This window comes from Pseudomonas sp. Marseille-Q1929 (genome assembly GCF_017316265.1).
Taxonomy (GTDB): Bacteria; Pseudomonadota; Gammaproteobacteria; order Pseudomonadales; family Pseudomonadaceae; genus Aquipseudomonas.
The window spans coordinates 222,859-239,551 of record NZ_JAFLWU010000005.1; the positions used below are offsets into that span (position 1 = coordinate 222,859).

The window sequence follows — 16,693 nt, forward strand, 5'->3', positions numbered from 1 at the left end:
CAGGCAAGCCAGCTCCCACATTAGATCACTGGTGCTCTCAGGGTTACTGCGAAGTCTTCGCCATCTGCTTGTCCGACGTACGCCAGATCAACCGCGTGGTGTCGTACCCCTGCTGTCGCGCCCTGCTCAGCAGGTCTTCGCGGGTGTCCGCATTGACCGTCGGCGTACGCGACAGGATCCACATATAACGCCGGCTCGGGCTGCCAACAATGGCGGTCTTGTAGTCATCGCTGACATACAGCACCCAGTAATCGCCCTTGGCGACGCCCGGCAGCAGCGACGTGAACCAATTGTTGAACTCCACCCAGAGCTTGTCGGTCTTGCCCGGCACTTGCGGGGTGGCGGTGCCTTTGGCTTCTTCCCACTTCCATTCAGTCGTCAGGCAGCGGTTGAACACCGACATGTCGCCATCCGGCAACAGGGTGTAACGGGCTTCGGACTGCGCGCAGTTGCGCTGGAAGTACATCGGCAATCGCGCCAGCTCGTACCAGGTGCCCTGGTAACGCTTGAGGTTGACGTTGCTCGCGGTCTTGGGTTGCAGATCATCGCCAGAATGGCTGGCGCAGCCTGCCAAAAACAGGCTGGCGCAAAGGTATAAAACAAAACGCATCATTCTTCTTCTCCCGCAGGCTCGCGCCCCGGTTTACTTCAGGCCTTGCCCGGAAAACATCAGAACCTTGTCACCGGCATATTGCACGCTGATAAAGCTGGTTTTATCGCCCCAGGTGCAGCTGGACATGCCCAGTGCGCCGGAACAATCGGTCGGCTTACCCAACAGCGACTCCACCTCGGCCTTGGCCATGCCAGCCGACAGCTTTGCGTAGTTTTCTTGGTTGACCTTGCTGCAAGCGGCCAACAGCACGCAAAAAGTCAGCAGGGCGAGACGGCGTAACGACATGGAAAAACTCCTGGAGGGACGAAGCAGCATGGGGGTCTGCCAGAAGCTTAGAAGGGAAAAGGGGTTTCTGGTTCCCGATGGAGGGGGGTATTTATTTTTTCTGTGAACTGGCCCTTTTCACTGCATTTGCAAACACCTAGATATCATCCTTTCATCGGACGCCACCTATACAAGACCAAATTAAGACTAAAATGAGTCTCATCGCCAAGCGAGGGCCCCCCCATGAAGTTTTCATCTCAGATCAAACCGATCAGCTACCTGAAAAGTCATACCGCCGAGATCGTAAAAACACTCACTGAAAGCCGAGAACCACTGGTTATCACCCAAAACGGTGAAGCAAAACTGGTGGTGATGGATGTGAAGAGCTTTGAGGAGCAAGCAGAAACCATGGCCTTGTTGAAGCTGTTGGCTTTGGGCAATCGGCAGATTGAATTGGGGCAGTTCCAGGACATGGAGGACGTGTTCGCCGAACTGGATAGGGACGACGCTCAATGACATTCAGGGTTGTGATTCTCCACTCGGCAAAAAGCAACCTCAAAGATATCAAGTCATACGTCATTCGACAGTTCTCGACATCGACCTGGCAACACACCTATGACGCGCTTAAACAAACAATGCGTCGGCTAGAAACCCACCCCCATGCGGGCTCGATACCAGAAGAAATCGAGAAGCTGAACCTCAGCCAATATCGACAAGTCATCAGTGGGATGAACCGGATCATCTACGAAATCCGAGACCAGACTATTTACGTGCACGTCATCGCCGACACCCGGAAAAACTTGCAGGCGTTACTGCTAAAAATCCTGACTCAATAAATAAAAAAGCCCCGAAACGCGTTCAACGTTTCGGGGCTTTTTCTAGCACAAGCTCTTACTTCTTGTGATACGCCGTCACACGCTCAACTTCTTCCTTCGAACCCAAGAACACCGCCACACGCTGGTGCAGGCCTTCAGGCTGGATGTCGAGGATACGCTGGTGGCCGTCGGTGGACGCGCCGCCCGCTTGTTCAACCAGGAACGACATCGGGTTGGCTTCGTACATCAGGCGCAGCTTGCCCGGCTTGGACGGCTCGCGGCTGTCGCGTGGGTACATGAACAGGCCACCACGGGTCAGGATGCGGTGCACGTCGGCAACCATCGCGGCCACCCAGCGCATGTTGAAGTTTTTCTTCAACGGGCCTTCTTCGCCCGCCATCAGCTCGCCAACGTAGCGGGTCACCGGCTCTTCCCAGTGGCGCTGGTTGGACATGTTGATCGCGAATTCCTGGGTAGCGGCAGGAATAGTGATGTCTTCGTGGGTCAGCACGAAGCTGCCCATTTCGCGGTCCAGGGTGAAGCCTTTGACGCCGTCGCCCAGGGTCAGCACCAGCATGGTCTGCGGGCCGTAGATCGCGTAGCCGGCAGCAACCTGCTGGGTGCCTGGCTGCAGGAAGGCTTTCTCGTTCAGCGGCTCGTTCTGGCTCAGGTATTCGTTCGGGCAACGCAGTACCGAGAAGATGGTGCCAACCGGGGCGTTGATGTCGATGTTGGACGAACCGTCCAGTGGGTCGAACACCAGCAGGTACGCGCCTTTCGGGTATTTGCCCGGGATCTGGTAGGCATTGTCCATTTCTTCGGACGCCATGCCGGCCAGGTGACCGCCCCATTCGTTGGCTTCGAGCAGGATCTCGTTGGAGATCACGTCGAGTTTCTTCTGCACTTCGCCCTGCACGTTTTCAGTGCCCATGCTGCCCAGGACACCACCCAGTGCGCCTTTGGAGACGGCGTGGCTGATTTCCTTGCAAGCACGCGCCACCACTTCGATAAGGAAGCGCAGATCGGCAGGCGTGTTGTTGCTGCGGGTCTGCTCGATCAAATAGCGACTCAAGGTAACGCGGGACATGTAAGGCTCCGGAGAATGGGGGGCTTAAAAACCCGCGCAGTTTAACGCGAGTCGGGGCTGATTTCCTATAATCAGAGGATTTAACGCCAATAGAGTTCACGGTTTGGCCTGGGGCTTGCGCAACAAACTGTAGGCCATGCCTCCCAGCGCCGCCACACCGAGCAGGAGCACGGCCCACAGGCCGAGTTTCTTCCAGTCGGTAGCGGCGTCGGGCGCAGCGGCAACGCTGGCTGTTTTGACCACCACCTCCCCCGCTACCTTCGCCTGCCCCAGCGTCTTGAAGCGCTCGGCACTGTAGTCCGGGATCAGCGTGGTCAACGGCAGGTTCGCCGCCTTCACTGACGCGTTGCCCAGCGCCAGGGTAAACGGCGGCTCACCCCGCGCCAGGAACACCAACTGCGTGGCGCGCACCGCAAAGCGCAGGGCCGGCGCCTCGACACCCAGGCCGCCGCCGCGTTCGTCCACCTGCAACTTGAGTTCAGTGACCACCTGCCCCGGCAACGGCAACTCATCCTGCACCACGTCCTGGCCGTTCTGGGTCAGGCGGTAGAGCAAACCGTTGCTCAACGGTTGCCAGGCCTGCTGGCTGTCACGCCGCCCGGACAACGTCACGGGCGCCAAGGTGTTGGGCTGGTTCAATGCGACACGCAAGCGCTCGATGTTCAGCCCGGTCGGCAACTGCCAACTGTATTCGCCCGCCTTGAGCCGCGTGCCCGCCAACGGCTGCGACCACACCAGCGGCATTGGCAGGCTGCTGCTGGTGGCGCTGACCAGCTTGGCCGAGGTCAACTGCGGCGCGGCCTGGCCTTGCCACACCAGGCGCAGGTAACGCGCCGACCGCCCCGGCAGGTTTACGTCATGCTGCTCGACCCGTTCGTCGGCAAACGACAGGCGCGCCACTTGCCCGTCGCCCCACGGCGTCCAGTGTTGCAAATCATCGCTGGCCTCGATGCTGAATCGCTGGAAACCCTCTTGCTCGCGGCTCCAGTCCAGGCTCAGCTGCTGCAACGGCGCCTTGATCGCGCTGGCGTCCAGCACCCAGCCGCGCAACACCTGCTGCGCCTGGGGCGTGGAGGGGCGGATTTCCAGCAACGTGCCCTCGCTGGTGGATTTCATCACCACGCCCGGCAAGGCCTCATGTGTGTCGGCGGCGTACAGCGGGAACCACTTCACGTCCGCCACATTGCGGCTTTCGCTGCGCTGCGCGGGTTGGCGGGACAGCGCGTAGGCCTGCGGTTCCCCGGCGGCGTTAAACACGCGCACGTCGCTGAGATCCGCCTGACGCGCGCTCAATTGCACCGCCAACGGCAACTCCAGGCGATACCAAGGCCCGGCGCCACTCACCGCCAGCGGCACCTGGACCGCGAAGTCGGCCGGCGTTTCCTGGGCGTAGGCCGCCGAACACAGCAGCCACAACGCCAACCCACTCAGACTCAGCTTGCCCATCAAGACGATGCTCCCTCAGTTTCCACACGCTTGGGCGGCAGCGGCGCAAAGTAGCCCACCACCAGCAACAAGCCGCCCACGCCGATAAACGACACGATCCGCGCCAGCCCGCCACGGTTGCTCAATTCGACAAAAAACAGCTTGGCCACCACCAGCGCAATCAGCGCCGCGCCGATCAGCCACACTTCGCGACGATGGCGCAGGTGGCCGCCGATCATCAGGCCGAGGGCGATCAGCGTCCACACGATCGACAGGCCGGCCTGCACCAGCATCGATTCGAGCAACGCATCCAACTGGAACGGCACGCCGCCCCACTGGTGCGCGGTGCGCATGACCAACGCGGTAAAGAATGCGAACAGCGAAATGCCCGCCACGCCCTGGGCGATCAACTCCACATGCGGCCCACGCTCCGGCGCTGCGCTGCGCGACCACAGGTAGATGCCCAGCAGCGCAAACAGCAGGCCCAGGTCCAGTGGATTGAGTAGCGGCACATAAGGCAACGGCTCGGCCGTGCCATCGCTGAACATGTTCGCCAACCAGAACCAACCGAGCATCAGCACCGCCAACGGCAGCGCGGCGAGCACGCGGTATTCCCGTGGATACGCGGCCACCGGCCACGGCCAATTGCGCGGCGTAGCGGCCAGCACCAGGTACAGGCTGGGCAGAATCGCCCAGCCGAGCCAGCGCCAGGCGTTGTACTGATCCGACAGCAGCAACAGGCCGTAACGCAGTTCCAGCGCAAGCACGCCGATCAGCATCCAGCAGCCCAACACGTGGGCCGCGCTCAGCACCTTGCCGGGCACCGTGGAAGCCAAGCGCCGCAACGAGATGAAATGCACGGCGAACACCGCCAGCCAGGCCAGCCAGCCAAACTGCGCCGCCGGGTGGTAATAGGCGTGGGCCGACACCAGCAACACCACGCCCGCCGCCGGCATCAGCAAGGTGCAGAGCATGCCCAGCGACGCCCAGTTCAGGCGGGCGGCCAACAGCGTCCAGATCGCCACGCTCACGGCCGCGATTGCCAACAGCAATGCGCCTTGCAGTTCGCGCGGGACAAAACGCAGCACTTCGCCGATCAACGCCAACGCCCACCACGCCGCGCCCCAGACCAGCAGCAGGTCGGACAGGCGTTGCAGTTTCAGCACGCTAAACACCGGCGCATGGGGCTCACGCTGCAAGCGCCAGGCGCCGACCAACGCGGCCAGGCCCAGCACCAACGGCGTCCAGAAACCGCTGTGGGCCAACGGCCGCAAGCCTTCGCTGGTCAACGGCCCCAGCAGTTCCGGCACCGATAGCAGGAATGAACCACCACCGATCAGTTGCAGCAGCAAGCCGAACACAAAACTCACACGCTGTTGCAGGTACAAGCTCAGCCAGATGATCAACAGCCCACTGGCCGCCCACACGCCGCTGGCGCTTTCCCAGGGCAGCACGAACAGCACCGCAAGATTGATCAGTACCAAACCCGCCAGCAGCACCACCGACAGCCCGCGCACCAAGCGCACATCACCGCGCACCATATCGTCGCGCGCCGCCAGCAGCATGCCGCCGATCAAGGCCAGGCCGATCAGCGACGCGGTGAGCAAACCACTCCAGCCCGCACTGAACACCGCTGCGCCTTCACCGCCTTGCAAGCGCAGCAGGAACAACGCGCCGCCCAACAGTTGCACGGCAAACGCGGTGAAGAGGAAGGTGCGCGAGCCGATGCGCAGGCCGACAAACAGCGTCAGCAGCCCGGCGAGGGCCCAACTGATGGCGGTGCCTTGGGTCTGCAACAGCAATGGCGCCAGCAAATACAAGAAGCTCAAACCCAGGCATGCCAGCACTGGAACGCCTTTGCACTCCCAGCCTGCCGCCTGTTCGGGAGCGGCCTTGCGCAGTTGGTCGAAGCTGAACAGCAGCGCCGCGCCGAGCAGCAGCGCGCCCAAGGGTGCGCCATCGAGCAAGGTGTGTTCGCCGGTGCGCAGCTCGCTGAGGAAGGCCAGCGCCGAGCCCACTTGCAGCAGCAAGCCGAAGGCCCGCGCCAATGGCCGCTGCTGGCGCAAGCCCAGCCAGAAGATCCCGGCGCCTTCCACGGCCCAGGCGGCAGCGGTCCAGCGTGCATCGAGGCCCAAAGGGATCGCGAGGCTGGCAAAGATCACACCCAATGCCAGACAGGTTTCGGCCAACAACAAAGCGCGGCCACCCCTGAGCAGTCGCGCCAGCCCCATATAGATAATGCCCAGGCCAAGCGCACTGAACGCGGCGGCAAACTCAAGGTGCTGCACCAGCGCGAACTGCAAGCCAAAGCCCACCAGCGGCGGGCCAAAGAGCATGCTGCCGTCGACATAATCACCCTTGGCAGCCGACCAGCGCAGCAACGCGTCACGGCCCTCAGGCGCGTCACCCATTTCCAACAACTTACGGCGGGCAAACAACAGGCCGATGGCCAGGTACATCAGGAAAAACAGGATCAGGAACGGCTCGGTGCTCCACAGCAATTCCGGCGTGTAGGAGCGCATACCCCAGGCGAAGCCGATGCCGAAGGTGCCGACGAAGCCGATCAGGTTGAGCAGGCGCCACGCCTTGAACCAGGCAATGGCGAGGATGCCGGCGTTGAGCAAGGCGAAGTAGCTGAACAACGCCACATGGTTGCCGGCGCCGGTGGATGTGAGGATCGGCGCCGCGAAACCGCCGAGCGCTGCGGCGCAGGCCAGGCCCAAGGCGTCCTGGGTAATCGCCAGGATCGCCGAGAACACGGTGACAGCGACCAGCAGGCCCAGCGCGGCACCGGGATCGATCAGCGGATGCAGGCGCATCGCCGCGAACACCGTGAGGTACAACACCGCGATCCCGGTGCCTTGCAGCATCAAGCCGTAGTTGCTATTGCGCAGGCGCAGCCACCAGCCCAGGCCCAACAGGGCGATGGCAGCGGCGGCGACACCGGCGTAGCGCACCTCAATCGGCACCACCATGCCTTCGGTGGCATAACGCAGCAGGAAGGCCAAGCCCAAGAACAACAGCACCACGCCGACACGCAGCACGGTGTTGCCGCCAAACAGCCAGTTGCGCGCACCGCTGATGGCGCGTTCGATCAGGTTGGGGCCACGGGGCGTTGCCGGCTCTTTTTCCGGGCGTGGTGTTGGGGCCCAGGCGTCTTCCGGCAGTGGTCGGCTCGTTTCGGCCACCACGGCGACGGGCGCCAATTCGGCCGGCAGCTCCCAGACAAGCTCGGGCGCCTTGGCTACGGGGGTTGGTTCGGGGATAGGGGGTTCGACGATGGCGCTGCTTGGTGGCGTGGGCACTTCCAGTTGCCGCAGGCGTTCACCCAGGGCGATCAGCGCCTTTTGCGTGGTTTCCAGCTGGGTTGCCTGCTTGTCTGCCTGGGCCGACAGTTGCGACAAGCGAATTGCCTGGCCGATACCCAGGCCCAGCAGCGCACCGATACCAGCATCACTGAACGACTCGTCGAGTGTCCAGCCGAGCGCGAGGCCAATCAGCATGAAAATCCATTGCATGGTCGATAATCCCTAGGCAAACCGAGGCCTAGTATATCGACGCAAGAGCAATGTGGGAGCAGAGCTTGTGTGGGCTTATGTGGGAGCGGGCTTGCCCGCGATTGCGGTGTGCCAGTCGACATATTTGTTAACTGACATACCGTTATCGCGGGCAAGCCCGCTCCCACAAGAGCCTGTTCCCACAGGGTAGTGCGGTGTCTAGTCCAACGCTTTCCAGATTTCAGTGGCGTATTCGCGGATGGTCCGGTCGGAACTGAACCAGCCCATCCGCGCCGTATTGAGCACCGCCGAGCGCCACCACGCCTTGGAATCGTGCCAATGCGCTTCGACCCGCGCCTGGGCGTCCCAGTAGGAATCAAAGTCGGCACACACCAGGAAGCGGTCGTAATCGACCAACCCGTCGATCAAGCCCACATAACGCCCCGGATCATCCGGCGAGAACACCCCGCCACGAATCGCTTGCAGCACATCGTTGAGGCGATGGGACGCGGCAATATCGGGCCCGGCGTTGAATTCACCGGCATGTTTACGCGCTTCGACCTGCTGCGCGCTGAGGCCGAAGATAAACATGTGCTCGGCGCCGACGCGCTCGTGCATCTCCACGTTGGCGCCGTCCATGGTGCCGATGGTCAGCGCACCGTTGAGGCCGAACTTCATGTTGCTGGTGCCCGAGGCTTCAAAGCCGGCGGTGGAGATCTGCTCCGACAAGTCCGCCGCCGGGATGATGCTTTCCGCCAGGCTGACGTTGTAGTTGGGCAGGAACACCACCTTGAGCAGGCCGCGCACGGTGGGGTCGTTGTTGACGGTGCGAGCGATGTCGTTGGTCAGCTTGATGATCAACTTGGCCTGGTGATAGCTGGCGGCTGCCTTGCCCGAGAAGATCTTCACCCGTGGCACCCAGTCGGTGCCCGGTTCGGCGCGGATCGCCTGGTACAGCGCCACGGTGTGCAGCAGGTTGAGCAGTTGGCGCTTGTATTCGTGGATGCGCTTGACCTGCACGTCGAACATCGCCGCCGGGTTGACCGAAATGCCCAGGCGTTCATGGATGATTTCCGCCAGTGCCCTTTTACTGTGCAGGCGTTGCTCGGCGAACTCTTTGCGGAACGCCTGCTTGTCGGCAAACGGCTCCAGCTCGATCAGGCGCTGTTCGGGTTTATCGAGGATATCCGGGCCGAGGGCTTCCACCAGCATCTCGGTGAGCTTGGGGTTGGCCTGGTACAGCCAGCGGCGGAAAGTGATGCCGTTGGTTTTGTTATTGATGCGCTCGGGGTAGAGCTTGTGCAATTCGGAGAACACCGTGCTGCGCATCAGCTGGGTGTGCAAACCCGACACGCCGTTGACGCTGTGGGAGCCGAGGAACGCCAGGTTGCCCATGCGCACGCGGCGGCCGTTGTCTTCTTCGATCAGCGACACGGCGCGCAGCACATCGAAGTCGTGGATGCCTTTGGCGCGCAGCGAGTCGATGTGCTGGGCGTTGATCAGGTAGATGATCTGCATGTGCCGGGGCAGCATACGTTCCATCAAGCCTACGGGCCAGGTTTCCAAGGCTTCGGGCAACAGGGTGTGGTTGGTGTAGGACAGGGTTTCCACCGTGACCTGCCAGGCCGCGTCCCAGCCGATGTCGTGCAGGTCCACCAACTGGCGCATCAGCTCGGCCACGGCGATGGACGGGTGGGTGTCGTTGAGCTGGATCGCCGCGTGTTCGCCCAGGCTGAGCACCGAGCCGTGCATGTTCTTGTGGCGGCGCAGCAGGTCTTGCAGGGAGGCGGCGACGAAGAAGTATTCCTGGCGCAGGCGCAGTTCCTGCCCCGCTTCGGTGCTGTCGGCAGGGTAAAGCACGCGGGAGATGCTTTCGGCGCGGGCCACTTCGGCGACGGCGCCGAGGTGGTCACCGGCGTTGAAGCGCTCCAGGTGCAGGTCTTCGACGGCGCGGGCACGCCACAGGCGCAGGGTGTTGACGCTGGCACCGCGCCAGCCGACCACCGGGGTGTCGTAGGCAATGGCGCGCACGGTTTCGTTGGGGGTCCATTCCTGGATCAGCTTGCCGGAACTGTCAGGCTTGGTTTCGACGCTGCCGCCAAAGCCAATCGGATACACCACTTCCGGCCGTTCAAATTCCCACGGGTTGCCGAAATCCAGCCAGTGCTCGGTCTGCTCCTGTTGCCAGCCATCGACAATCGCCTGGCGGAACAGGCCGTGTTCATAACGGATGCCGTAGCCGTGGCCGGCAATGCCCAAGGTCGACATGCTTTCCATGAAGCACGCTGCCAAACGGCCGAGGCCGCCGTTGCCAAGCGCCGCGTCGGGCTCCAGCAGGCGGATGCGCTCAAGGTCCACGCCCAACTCGGCCAGGGCTTCGCGGGCTATCTCCAGCACGCCAAGGTTGCTCAGGCTGTCGTAGAGCAGACGGCCGATGAGGAACTCCAGGGAGAGGTAATACACCCGTTTCTGGCCTTTGCGATAAATGCGCCGCGTGTGGTCCATCCAGTGGTCGACCATCTGGTCGCGCGCGGCCAGGGCAATGGCTTCGAACCAGTCGTGGTCGAAGGCGTGATCCGGGTCCTTGCCCACCGCGTAGGTGAGCTTGGTCAAGACGGCATCGCGGAATGCGGCTACCTCTGCTTCTCGTGCAAGTGGTTCCTGAGACATCAGATGCGACCTCGGGCGAGATAGAAGGAGTTGCTAGAGCCTAGACGGTCTGACAGACGGTGACCGCTCTGGTTCGGCACTTTTTTAACGCATTTACCTTTGCCGGTTTTTGATGCATTGGCCGTGCCTGCTTTGCCTGCGGCGCGCCTTCTGGCTGAAACCCAGAAAATATTGTTCAAAAAATCACCAATCCCGGTATGATCGCGCGCCCGGATACAGCCCCACCTTTTGGAACCCTGATGAAGCCTCAACTGATCGCCGCCGCGGAACTCGACCGTCTTGAAACGTGGCAGAAATACTCCGCGCACATGTGCGGTGGCTGCGTGTCCAGCTGCTGCACGCTGCCGGTCGAAGTGAAGGTCAAGGACCTGATCCGCATTGGCCTGGTCGATGAGTTCGAACTCGGCGACCCGGCGAAGAACATCGCCAAGCGCTTGCAGAAGGAAGGCATCGTCGAGCGCTTCAATTCCAAGTCCGAGATTTTTACCTTGCAGCGCATGAGCAACAACGACTGCCTGTTCCTGGATCGTAAGACGCGCTTCTGCACTATTTATGACAAGCGCCCGGATACCTGCCGCAACCACCCGAAGATCGGGCCGCGCCCGGGGTATTGCGCGTATAAGCCCAAGGAAGTGGTGCGCGAGACCAAGTTCAAGACGCTCGATAAGTTCTGATCCATATCTTGTAGTGCCCTTTAGGGCCTCATCGCAGGCAAGCCAGCTCCCACATTTTGACCGTGTGAACCCGATCAAGTGTGGGAGCTGGCTTGCCTGCGATGGGGCCAGCAGAGACGACACACAAACTGCAGGCACAAAAAAACGCCCCCGGCCTTTCGACCGGGGGCGTTTTTCATTCAGCCTGAGTTAACTCAGTTCTTGGCTTTCTTGGCAGCGCGGGTACGCTCGCCTTCGTCCAGGATCTTCTTACGCAGGCGGATCGACTTAGGCGTAACTTCGCACAGCTCGTCGTCCTGGATGAATTCCAGGGCCTGTTCCAGGGTGAAGCGAACAGGTGGAACCAGAGCGATGGTTTCGTCTTTACCCGAAGCACGCATGTTGTCGAGCTTCTTGCCTTTGGTTGGGTTGACGCCCATGTCGGTGTCACGGCTGTTCAGACCAACGATCTGACCGTTGTAGATCTCTTGACCGTGTTCAACGAACAGCTTGCCACGCGCCTGGAGGGTTTCCAGGGAGTAGGTCAGCGCCTTGCCGGTTTCTACCGATACCAGAACACCGTTCTGACGGCCGGACATTTGACCGGACTTCATCACGTCGTAACGGTCGAAGATCGAGGTCAGGATGCCAGCACCGTTGGTCAGGGTCAGGAACTGGTTACGGAAACCGATCAGACCACGAGCAGGGATGTTGTATTCCAGACGTACACGGCCTTTGCCATCCGGCACCATGTTGGTCAGGTCGCCTTTACGCAGACCCATCTCTTCCATCACCTTGCCCTGGGATTCTTCCGGGGTGTCGATGGTCACGTTTTCGAATGGTTCGTGCTTGTTACCGTCAACAACGCGGATGATCACTTCTGGACGACCAACGCCCATTTCGAAGCCTTCGCGACGCATGGTTTCGATCAGTACGGACAAGTGCAGCTCGCCACGGCCCGATACTTTGAACTTGTCAGCCGAGTCGCCTTCTTCAACGCGCAGTGCAACGTTGTACAGCAGCTCTTTGTCCAGACGTTCCTTGATGTTACGGGAAGTCACGAACTTGCCTTCTTTACCGCAGAATGGCGAGTCGTTTACCTGGAAGGTCATGGAAACGGTTGGCTCGTCAACGGTCAACGGCTTCATCGCTTCAACGTTCAGCGGGTCGCACAGGGTGTCGGAGATGAACAGCGAGTCCATACCGCTGATGCACACGATGTCGCCGGCAGCTGCTTCTTCAACGTCTACACGGTGCAGACCGTGGTGACCCATCAGCTTCAGGATACGACCGTTACGCTTCTTGCCGTCGGCGTCGATAGCCACAACCGGAGTGTTCGGCTTGACGCGACCACGAGCGATACGGCCAACGCCGATAATGCCCAGGAAGCTGTTGTAGTCCAGTGCCGAGATTTGCATCTGGAACGGACCGTCACGGTCAACAGCCGGCGCTGGTACGTTGTCGACGATCGACTGGTACAGCGGGGTCATGTCTTCAGCCATGTCGGTGTGGTCCAGACCGGCAATACCGTTCAGGGCCGAGGCGTAGACGACTTTGAAGTCCAGCTGTTCTTCGGTGGCACCCAGGTTGTCGAACAGGTCGAAGATCTGGTCCAGAACCCAGTCCGGACGCGCGCCTGGACGGTCAACCTTGTTGATCACCACGATTGGACGCAGGCCGGCTTCGAAAGCCTTCTTGGTCACGAAACGGGTTTGCGGCATAGGGCCGTCTTGGGCATCAACCAGCAGCAGAACGGAGTCAACCATCGACATTACGCGTTCTACTTCGCCGCCGAAGTCGGCGTGGCCCGGGGTATCCACGATGTTGATGTGGTAGCCGTTCCAGTTGATAGCGGTGTTTTTAGCCAGGATGGTAATACCGCGCTCTTTTTCCTGGTCGTTGGAGTCCATCACGCGCTCGTCGTTGAGCTCGTTGCGCTCCAGGGTGCCGGATTGACGCAGGAGTTTGTCTACCAGGGTGGTTTTACCATGGTCAACGTGAGCAATGATGGCGATGTTACGTAGATTTTCGATCACTTGTGTATCTCGATCAGAGGATTCGGTGTGCTGACAGGTCGTGGCAGCGATTAACAGTAGAGTCAGGCCTTGCCGTTACAGCTTGACGGCAGAGTCGGGGGGCCGGTGACGCAGGCCACAGGCAAACAGCCCCGGGCTCTTAGCTCGGTCGATAAACGCGCACATTGGCATGCCCCTCACTGAGCAAATGGTGGGCATGCAGGCGACTCATCACGCCTTTGTCGCAATACAGCAGGTACTGACGGCTGTTATCCAGTTCCTTGAAACGCGCGTTCAATGCATAAAACGGCAGCGTTTGTACGTCGATGCCAGCGATTTCCAGCGGCTCATCTTCGGCGGCATCCGGGTGACGGATGTCGATGACGATCTGGCCGGCCAGGGCTTCGCTGACTTCTTCGATCTTGATGTCCTGGCCCAATTCGTCGATCACGCGATCGATCGGTACCAGCTTGGCATTCTCGAGCGCACGCTCCAGAACCGCCATGTCGAACTGTTGTTCTTCGTACTCCACGCGGTTGCGCTTGGCGTGGGTCTTGGGGTTCACCGAGATGACCCCGCAATATTCAGGCATGTGCTTGGCAAAGTCGGCCGTGCCGATTTCTTCGGCCAGGTCGATGATGTCCTGCTTGTGACTGGCGATCAGCGGGCGCAAGACCAGCTTCTCGGTGACGCAATCGATCAGCGACAGGTTCGGCAGCGTTTGGCTGGAGACCTGGGAGATGGCTTCACCGGTCACTAGGGCGTCGATCTGCAACTGATCGGCGATCCGCGAGGCAGCGCGCAACATCATACGCTTCAATACCACGCCCATATGACTGTTATCGACTTTACCGAGAATTTCTCCCAGCACTTCCTCAAACGGCACGCTTACAAATAGCACGCGTTGAGAGCTGCCGTACTTCTTCCAGATAAAGTGCGCGACTTCCATCACGCCCAATTCGTGTGCACGCCCGCCCAGGTTAAAGAAGCAGAAGTGGCTCATCAGGCCGCGTCGCATGATCTGGTAGGCCGCCACCGTGGAATCGAAACCGCCAGACATCAAGACCAGGGTCTGTTCCAGGGCGCCCAGCGGGTAGCCGCCGATGCTGTTGTGCTGGCTGTGGATGACAAACAACCGTTGGTCGCGAATTTCCATGCGCACTTCAATTTGCGGCGCTTTCAAGGAAATTCCGGCTGCGCCGCACTCGCGACGCAGCTTGCTGCCGACGTATTTCTCGACGTCCATGGAGCTGAAGGTGTGCTTGCCGGCGCGCTTGCAACGCACCGAAAAGATCTTGCCTTCGATCTCGCTGCCGAAGTGCTGTTTGCACTTCTCGGTGATGTCGTCGAAGTCGCCCAGCGGGTACTCATCCACCTGCAGGAAATGCGCGATGCCCGGCATGCAGCTCAGGCGCTCGGTCATGTCCTTCAAGGCTTTGGCGTCGGTGAGGCGGGTTTCCAGCTCGAGGTTGTCCCACACGCCGTTCACCACCACAGCCGGGTCCAGGTCACGGAGCACGGCACGGATGTTCTTGGCCAACTGACGGATGAAACGCGTCCGTACCGGTCGGCTTTTGATGGTGATCTCGGGGAAGACTTTTACGATTAATTTCATGGAAACAGCGCGCGCCGGGCCTGCTGAAAAAGGGGGGCGCGGATTATAGCGGAAATCGCTCAAGGTTTAACCAGTTAATATGCATCGGACTGCGTGCGCACTAAAGCAGTGCATTTTCAGGCGCCGGCGCCACATTGCGGTGCGCCATTTCCGTGCTTTTGTCGCATTGCACCTTTATAGGGGCGTTTTTGGACCAAAAAACCCATGTTGGCGCACTGGCATGCAATTTGCTCTCTTGTGAGGCAGGTTGCCATGGCGGACTATCCGCGCCGGCATCACCCACATTCTAAGGGCTAACTCCACTACCCCAGCCCGAAGCCACCCGGAGGACACTATGTCGAAGTCGGTTCAACTCATCAAAGATCATGACGTTAAATGGATTGATCTGCGCTTCACGGACACCAAAGGCACTCAGCACCACGTGACCATGCCGGCTCGTGACGCGCTGGAAGACGACTTCTTCGAAGTCGGCAAGATGTTCGACGGTTCCTCCATCGCTGGCTGGAAAGGCATCGAAGCCTCCGACATGATCCTGCTGCCGGACGACGACTCTGCCGTTCTGGACCCGTTCACCGAAGAGCCGACCCTGATCCTGGTCTGCGACATCATCGAACCTTCGACCATGCAAGGCTACGATCGCGACCCGCGCGCCATCGCCCACCGTGCCGAGGAATACCTGAAGACCACCGGTATCGGTGACACCGTTTTCTGCGGTCCTGAGCCTGAGTTCTTCATCTTCGACGAAGTGAAGTTCAAGTCCGACATCTCCGGTTCGATGTTCAAGATCTTCTCCGAGCAAGGCTCGTGGATGTCCGACCAAGACATCGAAGGCGGCAACAAAGGCCACCGTCCAGGCGTCAAAGGCGGCTACTTCCCAGTTCCGCCGTTCGACCACGACCACGAAATCCGTACCTCCATGTGCAACGCGCTGGAAGAAATGGGCCAGGTCGTTGAAGTTCACCACCACGAAGTGGCAACTGCCGGCCAGAACGAAATCGGCGTCAAGTTCAACACCCTGGTGAAGAAAGCTGACGAAGTTCAGACCCTGAAATACGTTGTCCACAACGTTGCTGACGCCTACGGCCGCACCGCGACCTTCATGCCTAAGCCGCTGTACGGCGACAACGGTTCGGGTATGCACGTGCACATGTCCATCGCCAAAGATGGCAAGAACACCTTCGCAGGCGAAGGTTATGCCGGCCTGTCGGAAACTGCCCTGTTCTTCATCGGCGGCATCATCAAGCACGGTAAGGCCCTGAACGGCTTCACCAACCCGGCGACCAACTCCTACAAGCGTCTGGTACCAGGCTTCGAAGCACCGGTCATGCTGGCCTACTCGGCCCGTAACCGCTCCGCCTCGATCCGTATTCCTTACGTCAACAGCCCACGTGGCCGTCGTATCGAAGCACGTTTCCCGGACCCGGCTGCCAACCCATACCTGGCTTTCGCAGCACTGCTGATGGCTGGCCTGGACGGTATCCAGAACAAGATCCACCCTGGCGACGCCGCCGACAAAAACTTGTACGACCTGCCGCCTGAAGAGGCCAAAGAGATCCCACAAGTGTGTGGCAGCCTGAAAGAAGCCCTGGAAGAGCTGGACAAGGGCCGTGCGTTCCTGACCAAAGGCGGCGTGTTCAGCGACGACTTTATCGATGCCTACATCGCCCTGAAAAGCGAAGAAGAAATCAAGGTCCGCACCTTCGTACACCCACTGGAATACGAGCTGTACTACAGCTGCTGATCCGGTAGCGCTGCTTAACGTGGCGTGACAAAAAAGGCCTCCTTCGGGAGGTCTTTTTTTTGCCTAAAATTTACGGCCATACGCCGACCAAAATGTGGGAGCTGGCTTGCCTGCGATGGCGGTGTGCCAGGCAGCGAATCGCTTGCAGACAGACCGCCATCGCAGGCAAGCCAGCTTGTGTCTTTCGCCGGGATTAGACTGTGGATGAGAGCGGTGGATGGCAAGCTGACCGACAGCGGTGCTTGAAGCACGTGTGGGAGCCTAAGCTGCCATCCACCTCTCCACTCTGGTTATTGAG

Annotated in this window: 12 protein-coding genes; 4 read left to right on the forward strand and 8 right to left on the reverse strand. The window is 60.3% G+C overall.

Features of this window, described 5'->3' with window-relative positions:
* Nucleotides 1-43: 43 nt before the first annotated feature.
* Both J1G37_RS09460 and J1G37_RS09465 read right to left on the reverse strand, forming a co-directional pair.
* A complete protein-coding gene (locus tag J1G37_RS09460; RefSeq protein WP_017734862.1) occupies nt 44-613 on the reverse strand; it encodes a lipocalin family protein in 570 nt (189 codons plus the stop codon).
* Nucleotides 614-643: 30 nt separating this feature from the next.
* A complete protein-coding gene (locus J1G37_RS09465; protein WP_017734861.1) occupies nt 644-898 on the reverse strand; it encodes a hypothetical protein in 255 nt (84 codons plus the stop codon).
* A 222-nt stretch (nt 899-1,120) separates the two neighbouring features.
* On the opposite strand from J1G37_RS09465, the gene J1G37_RS09470 reads away from it, so the two are divergent.
* Together J1G37_RS09470 and J1G37_RS09475 are read left to right on the forward strand one after the other, a co-directional pair.
* Nucleotides 1,121-1,393, forward strand: a complete 273-nt coding sequence (locus tag J1G37_RS09470) for a type II toxin-antitoxin system Phd/YefM family antitoxin (RefSeq protein WP_207041334.1) — start codon at nt 1,121-1,123, stop codon at nt 1,391-1,393.
* Nucleotides 1,390-1,713: a type II toxin-antitoxin system RelE/ParE family toxin gene (locus J1G37_RS09475; protein WP_207041336.1), complete on the forward strand. Its 324-nt coding sequence runs from the start codon at nt 1,390-1,392 to the stop codon at nt 1,711-1,713. The genes J1G37_RS09470 and J1G37_RS09475 overlap by 4 nt, the downstream gene beginning before the upstream one ends.
* A gap of 55 nt (nt 1,714-1,768) precedes the next feature.
* Here the strand turns inward: J1G37_RS09475 and J1G37_RS09480 are convergent, their stop codons facing one another.
* The 4 genes from J1G37_RS09480 to J1G37_RS09495 form a co-directional block, all read right to left on the reverse strand.
* Entirely contained in the window at nt 1,769-2,779 is a 1,011-nt protein-coding gene (locus J1G37_RS09480; RefSeq protein ID WP_017734859.1) for a class 1 fructose-bisphosphatase, read from the reverse strand.
* Nucleotides 2,780-2,875: 96 nt separating this feature from the next.
* Nucleotides 2,876-4,225 (reverse strand): DUF3999 domain-containing protein, encoded by a 1,350-nt coding sequence (locus J1G37_RS09485; protein WP_207041339.1) that lies wholly within the window; start codon nt 4,223-4,225, stop codon nt 2,876-2,878.
* Nucleotides 4,225-7,722, reverse strand: coding sequence for a DUF2339 domain-containing protein (locus tag J1G37_RS09490; RefSeq protein WP_207041341.1), 3,498 nt, complete (start codon nt 7,720-7,722; stop codon nt 4,225-4,227). Before J1G37_RS09490 ends, J1G37_RS09485 begins: the two co-directional genes overlap by 1 nt.
* A 198-nt stretch (nt 7,723-7,920) precedes the next feature.
* On the reverse strand, nt 7,921-10,371 hold the full coding sequence (locus J1G37_RS09495; RefSeq protein WP_207041342.1) for a glycogen/starch/alpha-glucan phosphorylase: 2,451 nt from the start codon (nt 10,369-10,371) through the stop codon (nt 7,921-7,923).
* Nucleotides 10,372-10,610: 239 nt separating this feature from the next.
* On the opposite strand from J1G37_RS09495, the gene J1G37_RS09500 reads away from it, so the two are divergent.
* On the forward strand, nt 10,611-11,045 hold the full coding sequence (locus tag J1G37_RS09500; protein WP_017734855.1) for a YkgJ family cysteine cluster protein: 435 nt from the start codon (nt 10,611-10,613) through the stop codon (nt 11,043-11,045).
* 194 nt (nt 11,046-11,239) lie between these two features.
* Here J1G37_RS09500 and typA read toward each other — a convergent pair whose 3' ends face one another.
* The gene (gene typA, locus J1G37_RS09505) at nt 11,240-13,060 is read right to left on the reverse strand and encodes a translational GTPase TypA (protein ID WP_124525406.1); all 1,821 of its coding nucleotides are present in this window, start codon (nt 13,058-13,060) and stop codon (nt 11,240-11,242) included.
* 139 nt (nt 13,061-13,199) lie between these two features.
* Nucleotides 13,200-14,654, reverse strand: coding sequence for a tRNA uracil 4-sulfurtransferase ThiI (thiI, locus tag J1G37_RS09510; RefSeq protein ID WP_017734853.1), 1,455 nt, complete (start codon nt 14,652-14,654; stop codon nt 13,200-13,202).
* 334 nt (nt 14,655-14,988) lie between these two features.
* On the opposite strand from thiI, the gene glnA reads away from it, so the two are divergent.
* Nucleotides 14,989-16,395, forward strand: a complete 1,407-nt coding sequence (glnA, locus tag J1G37_RS09515; protein WP_017734852.1) for a glutamate--ammonia ligase — start codon at nt 14,989-14,991, stop codon at nt 16,393-16,395.
* Nucleotides 16,396-16,693: the final 298 nt, after the last annotated feature.

Bases quoted from the DNA above. Each gene is read 5' to 3' on its own strand.
- thiI (WP_017734853.1), bottom strand. From the start codon at position 14,654: ATGAAATTAATCGTAAAAGTCTTCCCCGAGATCACCATCAAAAGCCGA.
- J1G37_RS09495 (WP_207041342.1), bottom strand. From the start codon at position 10,371: ATGTCTCAGGAACCACTTGCACGAGAAGCAGAGGTAGCCGCATTCCGC.
- J1G37_RS09470 (WP_207041334.1), top strand. From the start codon at position 1,121: ATGAAGTTTTCATCTCAGATCAAACCGATCAGCTACCTGAAAAGTCAT.
- J1G37_RS09490 (WP_207041341.1), bottom strand. From the start codon at position 7,722: ATGCAATGGATTTTCATGCTGATTGGCCTCGCGCTCGGCTGGACACTC.
- glnA (WP_017734852.1), top strand. From the start codon at position 14,989: ATGTCGAAGTCGGTTCAACTCATCAAAGATCATGACGTTAAATGGATT.
- J1G37_RS09460 (WP_017734862.1), bottom strand. From the start codon at position 613: ATGATGCGTTTTGTTTTATACCTTTGCGCCAGCCTGTTTTTGGCAGGC.
- J1G37_RS09480 (WP_017734859.1), bottom strand. From the start codon at position 2,779: ATGTCCCGCGTTACCTTGAGTCGCTATTTGATCGAGCAGACCCGCAGC.
- J1G37_RS09500 (WP_017734855.1), top strand. From the start codon at position 10,611: ATGAAGCCTCAACTGATCGCCGCCGCGGAACTCGACCGTCTTGAAACG.
- J1G37_RS09475 (WP_207041336.1), top strand. From the start codon at position 1,390: ATGACATTCAGGGTTGTGATTCTCCACTCGGCAAAAAGCAACCTCAAA.
- J1G37_RS09485 (WP_207041339.1), bottom strand. From the start codon at position 4,225: ATGGGCAAGCTGAGTCTGAGTGGGTTGGCGTTGTGGCTGCTGTGTTCG.
- J1G37_RS09465 (WP_017734861.1), bottom strand. From the start codon at position 898: ATGTCGTTACGCCGTCTCGCCCTGCTGACTTTTTGCGTGCTGTTGGCC.